The 18915-nt window shown below is 62.9% G+C and carries 25 protein-coding genes; 10 read left to right on the top strand and 15 right to left on the bottom strand.

Annotation, left to right across the window (positions count from 1 at the left end; all coding sequences use genetic code 11):
• Positions 1-70: 70 nt before the first annotated feature.
• The 5 genes from QUG01_RS10420 to QUG01_RS10400 form a co-directional block, all read right to left on the bottom strand.
• On the bottom strand, positions 71-388 hold the full coding sequence (locus QUG01_RS10420) for a chaperone modulator CbpM (protein ID WP_199154875.1): 318 nt from the start codon (positions 386-388) through the stop codon (positions 71-73).
• Between the two features lie 5 nt (positions 389-393).
• Complete coding sequence (locus QUG01_RS10415; RefSeq protein WP_500830073.1) at positions 394-1332, bottom strand: DnaJ C-terminal domain-containing protein; 939 nt, start codon at positions 1330-1332, stop codon at positions 394-396.
• Positions 1333-1424: 92 nt separating this feature from the next.
• A complete protein-coding gene (locus tag QUG01_RS10410) occupies positions 1425-1571 on the bottom strand; it encodes a lmo0937 family membrane protein (RefSeq protein ID WP_103321091.1) in 147 nt (48 codons plus the stop codon).
• A gap of 191 nt (positions 1572-1762) precedes the next feature.
• The gene (locus QUG01_RS10405; RefSeq protein WP_500830072.1) at positions 1763-1987 is read right to left on the bottom strand and encodes a hypothetical protein; all 225 of its coding nucleotides are present in this window, start codon (positions 1985-1987) and stop codon (positions 1763-1765) included.
• A 240-nt stretch (positions 1988-2227) separates the two neighbouring features.
• Positions 2228-2710, bottom strand: a complete 483-nt coding sequence (locus tag QUG01_RS10400; protein WP_500830071.1) for a PRC-barrel domain-containing protein — start codon at positions 2708-2710, stop codon at positions 2228-2230.
• A 135-nt stretch (positions 2711-2845) separates the two neighbouring features.
• Here QUG01_RS10400 and QUG01_RS10395 point away from each other — a divergent pair, with 135 nt between their 5' ends.
• The 4 genes from QUG01_RS10395 (at position 2846) to QUG01_RS10380 (ending at position 4213) form a co-directional block, all read left to right on the top strand.
• On the top strand, positions 2846-2989 hold the full coding sequence (locus QUG01_RS10395) for a hypothetical protein (RefSeq protein ID WP_500830070.1): 144 nt from the start codon (positions 2846-2848) through the stop codon (positions 2987-2989).
• 4 nt (positions 2990-2993) lie between these two features.
• On the top strand, positions 2994-3266 hold the full coding sequence (locus tag QUG01_RS10390; RefSeq protein WP_500830069.1) for a hypothetical protein: 273 nt from the start codon (positions 2994-2996) through the stop codon (positions 3264-3266).
• Positions 3267-3425: 159 nt separating this feature from the next.
• Entirely contained in the window at positions 3426-3644 is a 219-nt protein-coding gene (locus QUG01_RS10385) for a hypothetical protein (protein WP_500830068.1), read from the top strand.
• A 170-nt stretch (positions 3645-3814) separates the two neighbouring features.
• Positions 3815-4213, top strand: a complete 399-nt coding sequence (locus tag QUG01_RS10380; RefSeq protein ID WP_500830067.1) for a BON domain-containing protein — start codon at positions 3815-3817, stop codon at positions 4211-4213.
• A gap of 26 nt (positions 4214-4239) precedes the next feature.
• Here the strand turns inward: QUG01_RS10380 and QUG01_RS10375 are convergent, their stop codons facing one another.
• A complete protein-coding gene (locus QUG01_RS10375) occupies positions 4240-5277 on the bottom strand; it encodes a class I SAM-dependent methyltransferase (RefSeq protein WP_500830066.1) in 1038 nt (345 codons plus the stop codon).
• A 25-nt stretch (positions 5278-5302) separates the two neighbouring features.
• Entirely contained in the window at positions 5303-5716 is a 414-nt protein-coding gene (locus QUG01_RS10370; RefSeq protein ID WP_500830065.1) for a hypothetical protein, read from the bottom strand.
• A gap of 78 nt (positions 5717-5794) precedes the next feature.
• Between QUG01_RS10370 and QUG01_RS10365 the strand changes: the two genes are divergently transcribed.
• The 3 genes from QUG01_RS10365 to QUG01_RS10355 all read left to right on the top strand — a co-directional run bounded on the left by QUG01_RS10365 (position 5795) and on the right by QUG01_RS10355 (position 7220).
• Positions 5795-6358: a lipid-binding SYLF domain-containing protein gene (locus QUG01_RS10365; protein WP_500830064.1), complete on the top strand. Its 564-nt coding sequence runs from the start codon at positions 5795-5797 to the stop codon at positions 6356-6358.
• A gap of 231 nt (positions 6359-6589) precedes the next feature.
• Positions 6590-6808: a hypothetical protein gene (locus tag QUG01_RS10360; protein WP_500830063.1), complete on the top strand. Its 219-nt coding sequence runs from the start codon at positions 6590-6592 to the stop codon at positions 6806-6808.
• A 13-nt stretch (positions 6809-6821) separates the two neighbouring features.
• Positions 6822-7220 carry a TraR/DksA family transcriptional regulator gene (locus QUG01_RS10355; protein WP_500830062.1) on the top strand — a complete coding sequence of 133 codons (399 nt, stop codon included), beginning with the start codon at positions 6822-6824 and terminating at the stop codon, positions 7218-7220.
• 185 nt (positions 7221-7405) lie between these two features.
• Here the strand turns inward: QUG01_RS10355 and QUG01_RS10350 are convergent, their stop codons facing one another.
• Complete coding sequence (locus tag QUG01_RS10350) at positions 7406-8119, bottom strand: Crp/Fnr family transcriptional regulator (protein ID WP_500830061.1); 714 nt, start codon at positions 8117-8119, stop codon at positions 7406-7408.
• 235 nt (positions 8120-8354) lie between these two features.
• Here QUG01_RS10350 and QUG01_RS10345 point away from each other — a divergent pair, with 235 nt between their 5' ends.
• From QUG01_RS10345 to QUG01_RS10335, 3 genes are all read left to right on the top strand, one after another.
• Positions 8355-9251 carry a slipin family protein gene (locus QUG01_RS10345; protein WP_500830060.1) on the top strand — a complete coding sequence of 299 codons (897 nt, stop codon included), beginning with the start codon at positions 8355-8357 and terminating at the stop codon, positions 9249-9251.
• Between the two features lie 323 nt (positions 9252-9574).
• Positions 9575-10228, top strand: coding sequence for a BON domain-containing protein (locus tag QUG01_RS10340; RefSeq protein ID WP_500830059.1), 654 nt, complete (start codon positions 9575-9577; stop codon positions 10226-10228).
• Positions 10229-10277: 49 nt separating this feature from the next.
• Positions 10278-10781 carry a hypothetical protein gene (locus QUG01_RS10335; protein ID WP_500830058.1) on the top strand — a complete coding sequence of 168 codons (504 nt, stop codon included), beginning with the start codon at positions 10278-10280 and terminating at the stop codon, positions 10779-10781.
• A 100-nt stretch (positions 10782-10881) separates the two neighbouring features.
• Here the strand turns inward: QUG01_RS10335 and QUG01_RS10330 are convergent, their stop codons facing one another.
• The 7 genes from QUG01_RS10330 to QUG01_RS10300 form a co-directional block, all read right to left on the bottom strand.
• Positions 10882-11451 carry a nucleotidyltransferase family protein gene (locus QUG01_RS10330; protein ID WP_500830074.1) on the bottom strand — a complete coding sequence of 190 codons (570 nt, stop codon included), beginning with the start codon at positions 11449-11451 and terminating at the stop codon, positions 10882-10884.
• On the bottom strand, positions 11448-12440 hold the full coding sequence (locus tag QUG01_RS10325) for an XdhC family protein (RefSeq protein WP_500830057.1): 993 nt from the start codon (positions 12438-12440) through the stop codon (positions 11448-11450). Before QUG01_RS10325 ends, QUG01_RS10330 begins: the two co-directional genes overlap by 4 nt.
• A 7-nt stretch (positions 12441-12447) precedes the next feature.
• Entirely contained in the window at positions 12448-12993 is a 546-nt protein-coding gene (locus QUG01_RS10320; protein WP_500830056.1) for a hypothetical protein, read from the bottom strand.
• A gap of 10 nt (positions 12994-13003) precedes the next feature.
• Positions 13004-15172, bottom strand: coding sequence for a xanthine dehydrogenase family protein molybdopterin-binding subunit (locus QUG01_RS10315; RefSeq protein WP_500830055.1), 2169 nt, complete (start codon positions 15170-15172; stop codon positions 13004-13006).
• A 10-nt stretch (positions 15173-15182) separates the two neighbouring features.
• Positions 15183-15635, bottom strand: coding sequence for a (2Fe-2S)-binding protein (locus QUG01_RS10310; RefSeq protein ID WP_500830054.1), 453 nt, complete (start codon positions 15633-15635; stop codon positions 15183-15185).
• A gap of 122 nt (positions 15636-15757) precedes the next feature.
• The gene (locus QUG01_RS10305) at positions 15758-17575 is read right to left on the bottom strand and encodes a DUF1302 domain-containing protein (protein WP_500830053.1); all 1818 of its coding nucleotides are present in this window, start codon (positions 17573-17575) and stop codon (positions 15758-15760) included.
• A gap of 71 nt (positions 17576-17646) precedes the next feature.
• The gene (locus QUG01_RS10300; protein WP_500830052.1) at positions 17647-18882 is read right to left on the bottom strand and encodes a DUF1615 domain-containing protein; all 1236 of its coding nucleotides are present in this window, start codon (positions 18880-18882) and stop codon (positions 17647-17649) included.
• Positions 18883-18915: the final 33 nt, after the last annotated feature.

Genomic DNA, 18915 nt, shown 5'->3' with positions numbered 1-18915 from the left:
GGCGCGCGAAACGCCTCGATTCGGCGCAAAACGCATCCCGGCGCGACCGCTCACAAAACGTCAACAGCCCCTAGTGCTTGCCAGTCCGATCCAGGCGCGCCCGCAAGGCCTGCAGCTCGTCCAGCAGATCCAGCACCAGCGCCACGCCGGAGGGATTGATCTCCAGATCGCACGACAAGCGCCAGGCCACCCGCGCGCGCCGCAAGGCATCGCCACGGAAACGCCAATTCTGCGGCGACTCGCCCTGCGGCTCCAACGCGCCCTCCCGTACCCAGCGGATAACAAAGGCCTCCTCGGCATGGCTGGCCTGGCACAGCTCAAGCAGCGTCAGCTCCAGTTGTTCCTCCACCACCACACCCTGAGTCACTGCCGGCTGGTTCTGATCCATGATGGCTATCCTTGCAACGCGCCGCGCGGATTGAAGTCAAAGGCATGCGCCATGGCCTGGTAGGCGGCGCGCTCCCGCTCGCCCGCCATCGGCGGCAAGGCTATCGTCAGCGCCACATATAAATCGCCCGGCGCGGTGCCGGGAATGCCGCGCCCCTTCAGGCGCAACTGCTTGCCGGCCTGGGACCCTGGCGGGATCTTCAGCTGAACCGGACCATCGGGCGTGGGCGCTTCCACCGATGCGCCCAGCGCCGCCTCCCACGGCGACACCGGCAGCTCCAGGAACACATCGCGCCCTTCGACACGAAACAGCCGATGGCGCCTGAATTCGATTTCCAGATACAAGTCGCCGGCCGGCCCGCCGCCGGGAGCCGCTCCGCCTTGCCCGGCCAGGCGCAGGTGCTGCCCTGCCCGTATGCCTTTGGGGATGGCCACCGCCAAGGTGCGCGTCTGCAGCACCACATGGCCGTCGGCAGTCTGGGTCGGCATGCGCAATTCCACGCTGCGTTGGCAGCCGCGGTAGGCATCTTCCAGATCGATCTGCACTTTGGCGTGATGATCCTGCGCGACGCCATGGGCAGGGCGGTTCCCGCCGCCGCGCGCGCGCCGGCCAAACAAGGATTCGAAGAAATCTTCCTGATCGGCCGCGGATCCTCCGCCGAAATCGCGGCCATGAAACTCGAAGCCGCTGTCCCAGTCCGGCGGCGGCTGGAAGTCCTGCCCGCTTTTCAGATCGCTGCCCATCAAATCATAGGCGGCGCGCTTCTCAGGGCTCTTCAATACCGCGTAGGCCTCGCCGAGCTCCTTGAAACGCGTCTCCGAATTGGCCTCCTTGCTGACGTCCGGATGGAATTTCCGCGCCAGCTTGCGATATGCCTGCCTGACCTCATCCTGCGTGGCGGTGCGCGCAATCCCGAGCGTTTCGTAATAGTCGCGGAACTTCATGGCCGCGCGCTCAGGCTGCGGACCCGTCGTTTCATGATGGCCGGCCTAGGCGGCGCGCCACGCGGCATGATCGGCTCCATCGCTGCGGCAGCTTATAGCGGGCGGCCCTGGATAAAACGCACCAGTATCGCCACCACCGCCAACAACAAAAGAATATGGATGAAGCCTCCCATTGTGAAAGCCGTCAGCAAACCCAAGGCCCACAAGATCAGCAAGGTGACAATGACAATCTCAAACATGGCATGCTCCCGGACAAACGTCGGAACTGGGACTAGTCTAAGTCCACATGACGCCCGCCATCAAAGGAATCGTGGCGCAGGTCAAACCGCCAAAACGATCCGGCATCGCCTGTCGCGCAGCCCACTGCGGCAGCGACCGACCGCCGCGCGATGTAACGATGAGTTGCGCGCCAAACCCGCGGGCGGCTGATTCAGTCATCCATCGGCCAATCGCCGTCAACCGTTTCGTACTCCTCCAGATCGTGCTGAATCGCCTCGTCAAACGGGTCGTAGATCTCGGTGGTGAAACTGTAGTACTCGGTCGAACCCGGCAGTATTTTCCGCGTCGGGAACAAGGTATCGGGAAGTGGCTTGATATCGTCCTCAGCCAGCCAGGTAATGTCATTGTCGCTGTCGTAGATGTCGAGCGGGTCCATGATCGTGCTCCTATGAATCCGGCGCTCTGCGACATTGCAAGGCGTCGGCATTGTCACCATGCGGATGCGGCAGCGGACTGTCTGTACGCTATCCAACTAAGTGGAGATTCGTATGCCCCCCGGGACAGGCCGGCGCGCGCGGCATGGCAATAGGATTGCAGCCCGGACGCCTCTTCGAGTCAGCGCTGCCGCAAGCTGTAAAACCATGCATCATGGGGGGCCAGGGCATATCCGGGTTATTTAATCGAGTCCGCTGCCCAAGTTGCCCGCCTTGTCCGGCAAAGGCGTTGCCTGGTTCCCATGTTCCTTGTGCACTTCGATGTCAGGGACCTGCCACACATGCAAACGATCCATGCTCACCACCAAGCGATTATTCGCGGCATCAAACATGAAGGCGCTCCAAGGCACGGCCACCCTTTTGCCGTCAAGGTCCAGCAAGCCGCGAATCGACAATTGCACATAAGCGATGCAGCCTGTCTTCACGTTCAGCATGATTTCCTTGATATCGCCCAGAAACACATTGCGCTGGTTGTAAACGTCGCTGCCGATCAGCGCATTCACCGCCATCAGCTCCACCTGCTCCGCTGACTGCGCATGGCCTTTCACTCGGTACATCCCATAAATATCGCGCTCTGCGTAGTCCATGATCGTCTCCATCGCAAGGCCCCACCGTGCCCAGCTCAGCCCATCTGAACGAGCCGGCTGGCAACCATTCAGGAACATCGAAGGCAACTTGCTGCTTCGCCGTAAAAAACCGGAGGCAGTGAATTCCTTGCCTGGCCGGACAGCAGACCAGGCTCGCCTCGCTATATCCTGTGCGAGGGCGGCAGGGCAGTCTGTTCGCTAACCCACGCAGGCTTGTCACTTACCACTGTCCGCGCCGGTGCCTGGCACTACGCCATCGATAATCAGCGCAAGCAATACCTGATGACGGTGATCAGCGTCATCGTCGTGCTGTCGATCTCCGGCCAGACGTTTACAGCTTCATCCTGGAGAATCTGAGGAAATGCGGCGCCCTCAAGGCCATCGGCGCCAAAGGAGGCGAGCTGGTGGTGATGATTCTGTTCATGGCCACTTTCACCGCTTTGGCCTGGGCATAGGGCTGATCACGCTGCGGATCGCTCTCGCCCGCTCGCAGTTGCCCAACTACGCGGCCATCATCACCATCTGGAACTTGGCGCAGGCCTTGGGCATGGTGATGATCATCGCCGCCATCTTCCGTTATTTCGCCATCCGCCGAGTGCTCAAGATTGAGCCACTCGACATCTTCCACGCCTAGGCGCAATCCAGCGCGCCGCCATGATTCGCAAAACCGGTTTTTCGAGCCGGCTCACTATCTATGTTGGATAACGCACCGACATCTGTCCGCTTAAGCCCCAAAGTCAGCCTGCCAACGCCTCGCAATCCTGCGGGAAGTTGGATAGCTAAAGAGGTTATCATGGACAAGTACAATCAGCAGAATACCCCCCCCAAGGATGCCGCCACGGCCCAAAAGCCGTGCGCTGACAGCGCCAAGCCAGGCGTCGCCCCCACCCAAACCACCGGTCAACAGCATCCTGCCAGCGACGCCGCTCCGCGCGACCCTGCCAAGCAGGCTGGCGGCCAAACCGAGCCGGCTCACGAAAGCCATCCTGGCTATACCCCACCCAAGGTCTGAACGCGCAGTCACAGCCAACCACCGCGCCGACAGCCGGCTTGAGCGCTGATCCCGGATTAGGGTAGCGCGCCACTGGCTCCCGCAATGGTTGACTGTCTGGCCGCGAATCAGACACAGCGATCGCTCCGCCCTAGGCGGGGCGATCTACGGTTGAGCAAAAGGAGTCGATCATGCTTACCCCATCCATGCAACGCGCAAGCCGCTTTACTCTGTTTCTTGCCTACGCCGCGCTGATCACCGTTTCTGCAGGCGCCCGCGGCAATAGCGTCAGCACCATGCCGGACAACCCGCCCGCCCCGACGCAAACCATGGGCGATACCTATGCCGAAGGCACCGAGGTGAGCAGCTATGTCTCGGACGCCATGATTACCGGCAAAGTCAAAGCCGAGCTGTTCCGCGATCCTGATCTGACCTCGTACGAAATACGAGTGGAAACCGACAATGGCCGAGTCATGCTGAGCGGGCAGGTGGATACCCAGGCCGAGGTTGACCGGGCCGGCGATCTGGCGCTGGGCATCAAGGAGGTTCGGGTCGTCATCAACTACATGCGGGTTCGCGACTCGCAATAATCCGTCCCTCCCCGACCGATCCTGCCTCATCCGTTCGGGGAGGGCATGGTGGCTGCATCTGCATCGCCATGCGCATACATATACTGGCGCGACCACGGCAAACCATCGGCATGACGGCCAGCCTTATGACACAACACTTGGTAGATGCTCACCACATCATGGCGGAAAGCGTAGGCGCAGCCGGAAAGATATACCCGCCAGATACGATATTTTTCTTCGCCGACTTCCTGGCAGATGCGAACGCTCTGGTTTTCAAAATTCGTTGCCCAGCACGACAAGGTCTTGGCATAGTGGCGGCGCAGATTTTCCACATCCAGCGCCTCCAGCCCGCCCTGCTGCATGGTGCGCAGCACCTCTCCGATATGTGGCAGCTCCCCGCCGGGGAAGACATATTTCTCAATGAAACGGCCAGCACCGAACGGCGCCTCCAGGCTATCCGCGCTGGACAGGGTGATGCCGTGATTCAGCGCCATCCCGTCATCGCGCAGCAGGCTGTGGATGCAGCTGAAGTAATCCGGCAAGCCCTTGAGGCCGACATGCTCGCACATCCCCACGCTGGCGATGCGGTCGAATTGGCCTTGGGTGTCCCGATAATCCTGCAAGCGGATCTCGATGCGGTCTTGCAGGCCCGCGGCGCGCACCCTGGCTGTCGCCGTTTCATATTGATTCTGCGACAGCGTGATGCCCAGACAATGCGCGCCAAAGCGTTGCGCCGCCCGCATCACCAGCCCGCCCCAGCCGCAGCCTATGTCGAGCAGGGTCTGCCCCGGCGTCAGCTCCAGCTTGGTCAGGATATGATCCATTTTTTTGACTTGCGCCTCGGCCAGGCACTCCTCGCCGGTTTCGAAATAAGCGCAGGAATACACCATCAGCGGGTCCAGCCATAGGGTATAGAACGTATCAGACACATCATAGTGGTACTGGATGGCCTGCCGATCCGCCTTGCGCGAGTGGCGGAAATAGCTGGCAATCGCCTTAAGGCGGCTGTCGCTGCCGCGGGACAAGGAATAGGCCAGATCTATGATGTCATCCAGCGCGCCCTCCACATCGAAAACCCCACGCACATAAGCTTCGCCCAAACCATCCAGGCTAGGCGACAACAAGTAACGCAGCGCGGAGGCTTCCCTGACGTACAGTCACCAATGGCCGCTCGAAAGCGCCAAAATCGATCTGCCTGTCATCCCACACCAATCTCGCGGCAAACGGATTGCGCTGTCGTATCTGTTGCGCCCATTGCTCCATATCATTCTGCCAAGCCATGGTCCGGCCTCCTTTGATGAAGAAACCCAGATTGCCCTGCGCATGCATATCGGCATGGTCCCGCGCGCGCTGGCGCGCGGGAAGCAGCACATAGGCTGTGGCAAAATAACCCAATAGGGTGCGATTGATATGTGCGCTTACGCACATAGCAACTGTCGTTATTGACAGTCGGTTATGTTCGCTGGCGAACAGTGGCCGCCACCGCTGCCGAATATGATGGACACTGAAACTCACCATGCTCATGGCTTGCGAAACAAAGCGCCCTAACTTTACGCCATAGCATTCGAGGAGAGTCTCAGACCCCTTTCAAGGAGTTCCACCATGATCCATCCCCTACGCAATCTACAAAAAGTCCTGTTGCTGGCCGCCGCCGCGCTGATGCTGTGTCTGGCCAGCGCCTATACCCTGGCCGAGTCGGCGCGCGATCTGGATGAGGCCGCCCAGCAATCGCTGCACATGCTGTATCAAACGAGCCCTGCGGCGGAAAGTCTCTCTCACAAGGCCTCCGCCATCCTGGTGTTTCCCAAGATTGTCAAAGCCGGGCTGATCTTTGGCGGCGCATACGGCGAAGGCGTGCTGCTGGAAGGAGGACACCCCAACGGCTATTACAACTCGGTCACCGCATCCTGGGGCTGGCAGGCCGGCGCGGAATCCTATGGCTATGTGGTATTTCTGATGAATCAGAAAGCCGTCCGCTATCTGAAAAAGTCCATGGGCTGGGAAATCGGCACCGGCCCCAGCGTGGTCGTGGTTGATGCCGGCGCGGCGAAAAACTTGAGCTCGACGACTTTACGCAACGACGCCTATGCCTTCATCTTCGACCAGCAAGGCCTGATGGCCAGCCTGAGCATAGAAGGCACCAAGATTTCGCGCATCAAGCGTTAAGCCCAGCCCATCCCAATCTGATGCCGCCTTGCGCCGCCTCGTTGTACCACCGGTACGGCCAAGGGCGGCGCGCCTGCGCCAGAAACCATGCGGCGCCAGGCCAAATGATTTGGCATGTGCGCTCCAACGCACAGACCGCTACCCATCCTTGCCGCACGCTTACTGAACTCTGTTCCATCGCAGGCGCTCAACCTTGAGGCCGAGTGCGAATCACGCGTGAAGGAGCCTCTCATGCCCGGATACCACATCGAAACCGAACGCAATACCGCGGGACATTTTGTTGGCTGGTCTGTCCACAATGCCCAACATCCTCCGCTTTCCCATATTTATCCCTTGTACGAGATGGCGGAGTCTGAAGCCATGCGGCTGGAAAGGGAGAGCAATGGGCAAGAGGCTGCCGTCACGCCGTCGCTATCTACCATCGCTCCCCTCCTCCCGCATCTTCGCTGATGGGAGTGATGCCATGTCAGACACCTCGTCCTCCGCGCCAAGCGCTGTCGACCACGGCCTTTCGCCGCAACAACTGATGGCGTTGGAAGCCGAACTATTGCAGGCGCGCGATGCCTTGCTGCGCGCCAGCCGGGAAACGGAGCGCCATCTGCAAAGCTTCCTTGCGATCTCCGACGCAGACGAACGCGGCCAACAGGCAGAGGAGCATAGGATGGACTTGACGGTTCAAGAGAGGGAAAAACTGCAATTGCAGCGGATAGATCAAGCCTTGCAACGCATACGCGACGGCAGTTACGGTTACTGCGCCGTCAGCGGTGAGCCCATCGGAATCGACCGCCTTAAGGCTCAGCCCACCGCTACGCTATCGCGCGCGGCCCAGGAAAAACTGGAAGCCCGGCAAAAACGGAGCTAGCTATTCTGCTAGGGGCTGTTGAGGTTTGGTGGGCGGTCGCGCCGGGATGCGTTTTGCGGCGAATCGAGGCGTTTCGCGCGCCGCATAGTCATTCTCTGCCAGCGCGGAACAACGAAGAGTCGGCGCGAAAGGCACCCGGCCCAAATCGGCTCAAACGCGATCCACTCACCAAACGTCAACAGCCCCTAGGGCAGGGGCCTGGACAGGCGTTGATACTCCTTCTTCACCACTTCGTAGCACTCGCAGGTGCGCTGCTCCAGCCCCAAACGATCGAGAATGGTGATATGCCCCCGCACATAGCGGATCAAACCGGACTTCTGCAACTTCAGGGCGGCTTCGGTCACGCCCTCGCGGCGGACGCCCAGCATATTGGCGATCAACTCCTGGGTCATGACCAACTCGTCTCCGGCCAAGCGATCCAGGCTCAACAGCAGCCAGCGGCACAATTGCTGATCCAGCGAATGGTGGCGATTGCAGACCGCGGTTTGTCCCATCTGGGTGATCAAGGCCTGGGTATAGCGCAGCAGCAGATGCATCATCGGCCCCGCGCGATTGAATTCGTCTTTTAAGGCCTGCGCTTTCAAGCGATAGCCATACCCGGCGCTTTGCACCACGGCGCGGCTGGGCGTGGTCTCCCCCCCCATGAACAGGGCGATGCCGACAATTCCCTCCCAGCCCACCACCGCGATTTCCGCCGAAGCCCCATCCTCCATCACATACAGCAGCGACACGATGGCGGTCGTTGGAAAGTAAACATGGCTCAACGCGCAGTCCGGCTCGTACAGCACCTTGCCCAAGGGCATTTCTACCGGTTCCAGATGCGGGCGCAACCGCAACCAGGCGGCCTCCGGCAGTCCGGCCAGCAAACCATTCTGCCTAGGATTATCGTCGATGGTCATCATCACTCCCGAGTGAGCGCGCGCTGGGCCGGCTCGCATGAGTCGGCAAGTATCCAGCATATGCAATGCCGTTAATTTTTACTATGGCTGCCAATCATTGCGCGCTATGTGTGACAGCGTACAGATCAATCGCGGGAAAAGCGCCAATCCTTAAGAACTGTCACAAGCTGTTTACGATCCGTATCCGTCTGCGGCCGATGCGTGCCGGATGGAACGCGCCGCCAGGAGCAACGCCATGAACCCCATCACCTTATTCATTATCACCACCTTGTTCCTGCTAGGCGTGCTGGCCAATTTCCAGGGCTATCTGGCGCCAGCCATTGTGCTATGGGTGGCCGCCGCCATCGTGTCGCAATCCTTGCGCATGGCCAATACCTGGCAAAAATGCGTGGTGTTGCGCGCCGGCAAACTGCGCGGAGTCAGCGGACCAGGCCTGTTCCTGATCATCCCGGTGGTAGACAATGTGGTCGCCACCATAGACGAAAGAATCCAGACCACCGCCTTTAATGCCGAACAGGCCTTGACCCGCGACACGGTGCCAGTGAACGTGGACGCCATCATCTTCTGGCATGTCCACGACGCGCAAAAGGCGGCGCTGGCCATCACTGATTATCGCCAGGCGATAGACCGCGTGGCGCAGACCTCGCTGCGCGAAATGATAGGCTCGTCGATGCTGGGCGTGCTGCTCAGCGACCGCCGCAGCACCGACCAGGAACTGTGCCGCAAAATAGGCGAGAAGACCGCGGAATGGGGCATCACGGTGCGCGCGGTGGAAATCCGCGATGTTGCCATACCAGTGGCGTTGCAGGACTCGATGTCGCGTCAGGCGCAGGCCGAACGGGAAAAGCAGGCCCGCATCATCCTGGGTTCCGCCGAAGCCGAAATCGCCAACAAGTTCGTCGAGGCGGCCAATGTCTATGCCGACCACCCGGCCGCGTTGCAACTGCGGGCCATGAACATCATCTATGAAACCACCAAGGAACGCGGCACCACCATTCTGATTCCGAGCACCATGGTGGACAGCCTGAATCCCATGGCGGCCGCCGGCACAAGCCGCGCCTCCAGGCGACAAGCCACGCCCCACGCCTCCGCCAACAACGCCAACCCGGTCGAATCCGCCGCATTGAAATAAAGCCTGGTATTTGAAACGCTGTTTGATCGACCGCATCGACCATCCGCCAATTATTCCTGATCGAAATTTGGTGCCGCCCCGCGCAATATAATCGCCGAAAATAGGGCAACCCACGCGAGGCGCTGCACAAAAACGCTACCCGGCCGGCCCATTCTTCCCTTTCAGCATGCTGATAATATTCCAATTCTTCAAATCAATATCTGCTTTGCCATCCTCCAACCGACGTCACCGGCCTGACTTTCCTCTATGTACGTTATCGCACAGACCATCCAAAAACCGAATGCCAATCTACAGATTCTTAATGGCACCCTGGAGATCATGCGATGAAAAGCGATATGCAATTACAGCAGGACGTAATAGCGGAACTCAACTGGGACCCATCTATCAATGCCACCCATGTAGGCGTATCTGCCAATGATGGCGCGGTAACGCTAACCGGACATGTCAGCAATTATGCCGAAAAATGGGCAGCGGAACGCGCGGCGCTGCGCGTAGCCGGCGTCAAAGCGCTGGCAATTGAAATGGATGTCCAATTACCGAATGCAGACCGGCGTGACGATGCCGATATATCCCGCTCAGTCGCCAATCTACTGCAACAAATGGCTGAAATACCTAAAGAAGGTTTGCAGGTCATGGTGGAAAATGGTTGGGTCACGCTATCCGGAACGGTGGAATGGGATTATCAGCGCCAAATCGCCACGCGGATAGTGCGACATTTATTGGGCGTCACCGGCGTGAGCGACAATATCGCCATCCGCCCCAAACTATCCATGAATGAGGTGAAAGGCGGCGTGGAAAATGCGCTTCGCCGCCGGGCCATAGCCGATATGGACAGCATTTCCGTAACCATTCAGGGGGCAGATGTGATTCTGAATGGTTCAGTGCATAGCTGGTCTGAACGCGAATTAGCCGATCATGCCGCCTGGGGCATGCCGGGCGTACATCAGGTGATCAATAGAATCAAGGTAGCGATCTAGATCAATACTCCGCCTGCATTCTAAATCATGCATCCTTAAAGGAAATATCATGAGCTCAGCACAATCGGCAGTTTATGTTTACAACACCCATCTAGAAGCGGAGGATGCCATCCGCCTCCTAAGCAAAGGTGGTTTCGATGTAAAAAAACTATCGGTCATTGGGAAAGGCTACCATAGCGAGGAAAACCCGGTCGGCTTTTATACCGTAGGCGACAAAATGAAAGCCTGGGGAGGCATAGGCGCTTTTTGGGGTGGTTTATGGGGATTACTGCTTGCCCCCGCGGTTTTCTTTTTGCCTGGCGTGGGAATGGTTGCCATGGCCGGCCCAGTGGTTGCGGCGCTGGTCGGCGCACTGGAAGGCGCGGCGATTGTGGGCGGGGTGTCCGCATTAGGCGCTGCGCTCACCCGGGTTGGCGTTAACGCCGAACAGGCGGTGAAATACGAAACCGCGTTGAAAGCCGATAAATATGTGCTGGTGATACACGGTGGAGAAGCCGACGTTGCCAAAGCGCACGCCATTCTGGATATTTCGACGGGATGGAAAGAAGTCTAATTCGAGTAGCACCATGCCGCTGCCGCGCTATCGGAATCTCAAAGCCCATTGAAGGCAAGACGTTCCAAGCAAAATAAATAACGTCTTGCCGCCCATCTCCTCAACCGGCGCGCTGCAAATCGTCCGCCGTATCGATATCCAGCAAGATGCCGGGATCATCCAGATCCAGCCGCAAGGCCTGGCTCCAGTCCAGCGCGTCGCGCGCGCCGATATCGCCGCTCAGGTCCAGCAAACCGGGCAAGCAGGCCGCGGGCAGGCCGCGCGGATGGCCAGGACTGCCGTCATGGCACGGCAACACCAGCCTGCCTTGCCACAAGGCCGCCGCCACCTGGCTCACGGTATGCGGCCGGACGCGAGGCATGTCGCCCAAGCCCAGCACCACGCCGCGGCAATCCGGCAAGGACAGCGCCCACGCCACGCCGCAAGCCAAGGAGTGGCCCATTCCCGCACGGTTCAGCGCGCAGGGCAAGGGCCGCAGCCCCAACTGCTCGCATAAAGCCAGACCAAATGCATCATCCTCCGGCAATACCAGCCCTATCTCGCTTAACTGGCCGATAAAAGCGCCGACGCTGGCCTCCAGCACGCTGCGGCCATCCGGCAGCAAGGCCTGGCGCTTGTCCGATCCGAAGCGGCTGCCGCTGCCGGCCGCCAACACCAGCCCGGCGATCATGCTCGACACGCCTGCGGCGCCTCGGCGGCCGCTGCGCGCTGCCAGGCGCTGCGGCTGGCGACCAGATCGGCCGCGATGGATACCGCGATCTCCGCCGGCGTGCGCGAACCTATCGCCAAACCGACCGGACCATGCAGCCTATCCAGTTGCTCGGGCGTCAGACCGAAATGCTCGGCCAGGCGGGCCTTGCGCTTCAGCGTGGTGGTGGCCGACCCCAGCGCGCCGACATATTGGCATGGCAGCTTCAACGCCTCCATCAGTGCCAAGTCGTCCAGCTTGGGGTCATGCGTCACCGCCACCACCGCGGCGTATTGGTCGCAAGCGAAGGCCAGCACCAGATCGTCCGGCATCTCGGCCGACAGCGGCACATCGGGCAAAGGCCAGTCCTGCCGATACTCCTCGCGCGGCTCGCACACCGTCACCGCATAGTCCAGCGTGACGGCGATCTGCGCCAGATAACGGCCCAGCTCCGACGCGCCTATGATCAGCAGACGCCAGCGCGCGCCGAGCCGCACGCTGAAGCCCGTCTCATCCTCGACGAATGACGCATCCGGCCCCGACTCGGCCAAGCTGGCCGAACCATCGCCGTAACGAACATGGCGCCACAGCGGGCGCCGCGCGCGCGCCGCCTGCAGCAGGGTCGCCAGCTGCGCGGCGTCCGGCGCGCACTCCACTGCCACCCGCAGGCTGTTGCCGCATGGCAGGCGATAGCGCTGGCGCTCCTCCACGCTGACGCCGAAGCTGCGCACCCGCACCGTCGGACCGCCATCGAAGAAACCGCCGCCGGCGATCTCGCGCCGCAGATCGTCCTCGATGCAACCGCCGGACACCGAGCCGAAGATCGCGCCGTCGTCGCGAATCAGCGCCATCGATCCCGGCGGCCTTGGACTCGCGCCATAGGTGCCCAGCACCGTTAGCAGGGCGACACGCTGGCCGCTTTCCAGCCAGACCAAGGCCTGGGTCAGCACTTCCTCGTCGTTGCCGCGCATCGCCGCCTCACTTCGGGCAATAAGCGCCGTTGCCGGCCCAGCGCCGCACCGCATCGTGAAAGTCCGCCTGCGACAACGGCGGCAGCGTGCGGTTGCCGCCGGGATGCCAGGCCCATTGCACCAGCGGATCGGCTGTCATGTGCGCCGCCAGCGCCGCCGCATCGCGGTTGCCGTTGGCTTGCTTGTCCACCAGCTTGCGGCACATCTGGCCGGCGCTGAGTCCTTCCCAGCCCATGCTCAGAGGCGCCAGATGCCAATTGGGCGCGCCCGGCACCAGGCCGTCGGCGGAGTTGGCGGCCTGATGGCAGGCGAAGCACATCAGCGTCGGCGCGCCCATATTGTCGGCGCCGCGCTGAATCAATTGCGCATGCGGATGACGGTCGTCGCCCTGGCGCGGAAAGCTGGTGACGGTGTGGCAGTTCAGGCAGCGCGGCGACTGCAGCACCTTGGCCACCTGGCCGAAGGCCTGGCGCGAAGCCGCGGGATCGTCGGCGGCCGATGCGGCGAATGGCAGCAAGGCCGCCAGCGCGAGGAGTCGGAATACAGTTTTCATGCCCATCTCCTCATACCGCTATGTAGCCATGCCGGCTCAAGGGCAGCGCGCGCAGGCGCTTGCCGCTGGCGGCGTGAATGGCGTTGGCCAGCGCCGCCGCCGTCGGCGCGCCGCCGGGCTCGCCGGTGCCGCCGGGAGCCTCCTCGCTGGCGAGGATGGACACGTCCACCTTGGGCGCCTGGAACATCCTGACCAGCGGATAGCCATCGAAATTCTTCTGCTCCACCGCGCCGTCCTTGAAGGTGATTTCCCCAAACAAGGCCGCGGACAGCGCGAACACGATGCCGCCCTGCATCTGCGCCACCACCTGGTCTGGATTGATCACCACGCCGCAATCGACCGCGCACCACACATGCTCCACCTTCAACTGCTTGCCCTTGACCGACACCTCCACCACTTGGCCGATATAGGAGCCGAAAGACGGGTGGACGGCGACGCCCAGGCCATGCCCCTTGGGCAGCTTGCGTCCCCAGCCGGCCATGCGCGCGGCCTCGCGCAGCACGCCCTGCTCGCGCGGCGCGCCTGAAAGCAGCGCCAGCCGGTAGGCCACCGGATCCTGCCGCGCCAGCAAGGCCAGCTCATCGATGAAACATTCTTTGGAGAACGCGCTGTGCGAATGGCCGACGGAACGCCACCACAGCACCGGCAAGGCGGACTTGGGCGTATGCAAGTCCAGTTGCAGCGTCGGCACGGCATAGGCCATGCCCACCGTGCCCTCTACCGACGTCGCGTCTATGCCGTCCTTGACCAGGGCGGACTCAAACGGCGTGCCGGCGATGATGGACTGGCCTACGCCGGTCTGCAGCCAGGCCACCGGCTGGCCGCGGGCGTCGATGCCGCCGCGCACCCTGTCCAGCCACATCGGCCGGTAGTACGCCCCCGCCAGATCGTCGTCGCGGGTCCACACCAGCTTGATCGGCACGCCCTGGCCGTGGCGCTTGGCCACCTCCACCGCCTCGCGCAGCCAGTCCGAGCCCACCGGCACGGCGCGCCGGCCAAAGCCGCCGCCCAGCAGCATGGTGTGCAGCGTGACCTGTTCCGGCTTCAGCCCCGTCATGCCGGCGGCGAGGCCGGCGTCTATGGTCTGCGACTGGGTGCCGCTCCAGATTTCGATGCCATTCGGTTTCAGCCAGACCACGCAATTGAGCGGCTCCATCGGAGAATGCGCCAGATACGGCACCTCGTACCAGGCGTCCAGCTTCTTCGCCGCCCCCTTCAAGGCCGCCTCGGCATCGCCGGCGCGGCGGTATACCTGGCCGGGGCGCGCGGCCAGCGCCCGGTATTGCTCGCGCAATTTGGTGGAATCCAGCCCGCCGTTGGGGCCGGGCTCCCACTCCGCCTGCAGCAGGTCGCGCGCCTTCTTGGCCGGCCAGAAACCGTCGGCCAGCACCGCCACGCCATTGCTGACGGCGAACACCGCCTTGACGCCGGGCACGGCCCGCGCCGCGTCAGCGTTGAAATGCTTGGGTTTGCCGCCATAGCTCGGGCAATGCAGGATCAGCGCCGTCAGCATGCCGGGCAGCCGCACATCGATGGCGAACTGCGCGCTGCCGTCCAGCTTTTCCGGGCCGTCCAGCCTGTGCACGCGGGTGCCCAGCAGCTTCCAGCGATGGCGCGGCTTCAGGGCTATGGTGTCCGGCACCGGCTGCTTGGCGGCGGCTTCGCTCAGTTCGCCGAAACCCAGGCTGGCCGCGTTGGCGTTGTTGAACACCCGGCCGTTTTCGGCGCGGCATTGCGTCGCCGGCACGCCCCAGCGCTGCGCGGCGGCGGCAATCAGCATGTCGCGCGCGGCGGCGCCTATCTTGCGGTACTGGTCATAGCTGCTGATGGTGCTGGTGCTGCCGCCGGTCAGCTGGATATGGAATACCGTGTGGCCATAGATGGCGCCCAACGGCGCCGAGACCACTTTCACCCGGTTCCAGTCGCACTCCAGCTCCTCGGCGATCAGCATCGCCAGCGAGGTGTAGATGCCCTGGCCCATTTCCGACTTGTTGCTGACGATGGTGACGCTGCCGTCGCGTTCGATGCGGATGAAGGCATTCGGGGACGGGATGGCCGGCGCGGCCTCGGCGGCCTGGGCGAAGCGGCCATTTTCCTGCAGCACAAAGCTCAGGCACAGCAGACCGCCGGCGGCGCCGGTTTTCAGAAAGGCGCGCCGGGACAAACGGGTAGTGGTCATCGCGGTTCTCCTACAGCAGCTTGGCGGCGGCATGAATGGCCGCGCGGATGCGCGGATAGGTGCCGCAGCGGCACAGATTGCCGCTCATCGCCTGATCGATATCCTGATCCGAAGGATGCGGGTTGGCGCTGAGCAGCGCGGTGGCCGCCAACACCTGCCCGCTCTGGCAATAGCCGCACTGCACCACGTCCAGATCCTGCCAGGCCTGCTTGACCGCCTTGGCCACCTTGTCGTCATTGCCTTCCACGGTGGTAAGGCTGTCGTCGGCCGCCAGCGTGGACAGCGGCGTCACGCAGGCGCGGATCGGCAGCCCGTTTTTCAGCACCGTACAGGCGCCGCACAAGGCAGCGCCGCAGCCGAACTTGGCGCCGGTCAGCCCCAGCTCGTCGCGCAGCGCCCACAAAAGCGGCGTGTCCGGGCTGGAGTGGACTTCCACCTGTTTGCCATTGATGGTTAGCTTCATTCTGTCCTCCCGTGCGCAAGCAGGATGCGTAGCGGAACCGCCGCCGCGGCTATCCATGCCGTCCGTTGAATCACTATAGATAGAAAGTCTCGGCCAGCAGACAAACTCCGACACAGACAGGGTCAGAAGCGGGTTTTGACGCTGAGCGACAGCGCGCTGCGGTCCTGCAGCAGGTTGTAATCCCCGCCGCCGGTCCGGACATAGCGCAGATCCAGCCAGCTGTCTTTGCTCCATGCCAGGCCAAGCCCCAGCGCCGCAGTGCGGCGGCCGGCGGAAAACTGCCCATCGTCGGAATACCCCACCGCGTCATAGGCGTAGGACAGATACGGCTGCCACTCCCAGCTGCCGGGCGAGGGCCGAAAGCGGTTCTGGTACTTCACGCGCCAGCCCCAGGCGGTGGGCGTGACAAAGCCTTTCAGCGCGCAAGTGTCTGCGTCGCTGGAACAGGCGGGATAGGCCGCGCTCGGCGCCATGCCGAATCCCATGCGGCCATAGCGCATCACCGACGGATCGGGCAGGCCGCTGACCCGGCGCAATGCGAATTGCGCCTCCAGCATGGCATGTCCGCCCAGCGCGGCAGGCAGCGGCTGCCGCGCGCTGGCCAGCCATTGGCCGACGCGGAACGCGTCATAGCCGCGCATGACGCTGCCGGCAGGCAGGTGGTTCAGATAGGCCAACGGACCGATGCCGGCCAGCGCGCCGTTCAGAAAATCCGTGCCGTTCCAGGCCAGCGCCCGGTTGGGCTGCAGGCTGTACTCCAGATAGAGCCGCGCGCCGTTTTCGCTCTCCCGCGTCAGATTGACCGCCAGCAGGCGGCGCTTGGACAAAAAGGCCTCGCGGTATTCGCCTGCCGGGGCGACCGGCGTCTGTTTGCCCCCCGGCCCGGTCGCGGTCAACACCGTGCCTGGGCCGGTCTTCACCACCTGGATCAGCGGGCTGCGGCTGGTGAAATCGGCGTAAAACAGGCCAAGCGTGCCGGCCTGCGGCAGCTGGTAATGCCAGCCCAGGCCATACTGGCCGTTGCCCGGCCGCGCATCATCGGCCCGAGGGATGTAATCCAGCGGATTGGCCAGCGACTGCTGATCGGTGGTCTGAACCGGCTTTTTGTTCAGCAGCGTCAGCAGGCCGCCGTTCAGCGTCAGCTTGTCGCAACCGGGTTGGATATAGTCGTTGATGGAGTAGAAGGTGCCGCAGCCCGGGTAGCCGTTGGGGCGGAAGGCGAACTGGTAAAAACCGTCCAGGCTGAGCCGGCTGCTGGCCTGCCATTGGCCGTACAACGCCGGCGCCGGCACATTGGCGGACTCGCCCGCCGCGCTGGCGCGCAACGTGGCCGGGTAATCCACCGCATTGACCTGCTGCAGGCCGCCGGCGTAGCCAGTGGGCGTGGCCCAGGGGATTACCTGCTGCCCCAGCCGCCATTGCAGCGGCTGTCGCGCCAGATGCAACCGGCCGTAGACGTAGGCGTCGTCCAGCGCCACATGGCCGAAGCGGCTGAGCGGAGCGAAGCCGGCCTGACCCAGCAGCCCCGGCTGATAGCCATTGACCACGTTGCCATGCGGCACCGACTCATCGGCCAGCGCTTGGTCGTACCAGCCCTTGGCGCTCAGCAAGACGCCGTAGCCGCCATGATCGAGCCGCAATTGCAGATAGGCGTCCACGCTGCGCGATACGGTATCGCCCTTGCCGTAGTTGAGGTCGCCGTCATTGCGGGTCGCCATGCCGGCGCCGCTGGTCAGCTTGGCGGAAGGGCTGTCCGCGCGCCAGATATTGCCCACGCCGAACGCGCCCTGCCACTTGGCGGTCCAGCCGCCGCCGAGCGCGGCATCCACGCCGTCTCCCAGGCCGCTGGCCCGGTCGCCGAACACGATCTCTCCGCCCAGGCAGGCCGACGCCGATCCCAGCGCCAGGCCCGCCGGCACCACCCACCACCACGCTCGCACGCGCCCATCTCCCGTTCAGGCATCCGTCTCAGGATAGCCCATGCGGCGCCGGGGAAACGGGCGTCGGCGGATCAGCCGCCGCGCGCCAGGCAGCGCTGGTAGCGGCCGTCCACCCGGCGCGCGAACCACTCGGTGGTGAGCTTGTGGGTAAACTTGGGACTGACCAGCACGATCTGCGGAATGATCTCGCGCGGCGCCGCGGGACCGGCCAGGGCGAACACCTTTTGATACAGCGCGGTTTGGGCGAAGCCGGACAGCTTTTCCTGCTTCAGATCGCGCAGCATGTCGGCGTCGCTGATGCCCAAGCGTCCCGCCATGCCCTGCAGCGCGCGCTGGGTGTCGCTGGTGGCGCCGGACAGCACGCGGTTCATCTTGTCGCTGTACAGCATGATGTCGCCATCCAGCGCCAGCCTGCGGCCGGACAGCCGTGCTACGGCCTGCTGGAAGGCCGCGTTGCGGCTGGCGTAGCGGCCGGCGTTGTAGTCGGCGAAACGGTACACCATGTCATGGTAAGGCGCCGGGTATTGCAGCAGGATGGCAGTGCCGAAGTAGACGCTGCCGCGGCGGGTGAACACCTCGTCGCGCAGGCTGGAGTAGCTGTATGGATACGGCCAGGCGCGGACGTGGGTTTCGGCGAAGGCCACGCTGACCTGCATCGGACCGCCGTCGCGGATGGGATTCTTGTGCTCGAAGATGGTCTGGCCGAACGGCAGTTCGCGCACCATGTCTTCGTACAGCGCGTTCATCTCGCGCTTGGTGCGCAAGGCGTCCACCCGCTGCTTGAAGGTGCGGCCGTCCGGCGAAGTCTTGCTCATCGCCGCGTCCACCACAAACTGCGGAATCAGATATTTCTGCCGGCGCTGCTCGATCTCGCCCCAGACGATCTTGGACAGATTGGGCACCACCGGGTCCGGGCTGAAGCCTGACTCCTGCTCCGCCACCGCCAGCACCGCGCAGAAGAACTGCGGCGTGTACGGAATTTTCAGATGGCTGAACGCGCCCATGATGTCGTTGGTCCAGCCCTTGCGGTCCGGGATGCCGGGCGGCAGCAAACGGTCCAGCAAGGCGCGGCCCTGGCTTTCGGCGATGGCCGGCGGCGGCTGCACCGGCTTGACCACCGGCCTGGGCGCAACGGGAGCGGCAACCGGCGCGGAGGCCGCTGGCGGCGGCAGCTCAACCGCCGGAGCGGAGGCCGGCTCAATAGGCGCCGCGGCGGGCGCGGATACGATGGGAGACTTGGGCGGCGTGGCGCAGGCGGCGACGAGCAAACTGCCTGCCAACAGGGTCAGACGGGCTTTCAACGGCATCTCGCAAACGGGCAAAAGCCAGAGTGTAGCCCA

It is taken from the genome of Chromobacterium sp. CCUG 76385 (assembly GCF_059916625.1).
The sequence above is the reverse complement of the archived record's forward strand: the minus strand, read 5'-3'. Positions and strand labels throughout refer to the sequence as shown.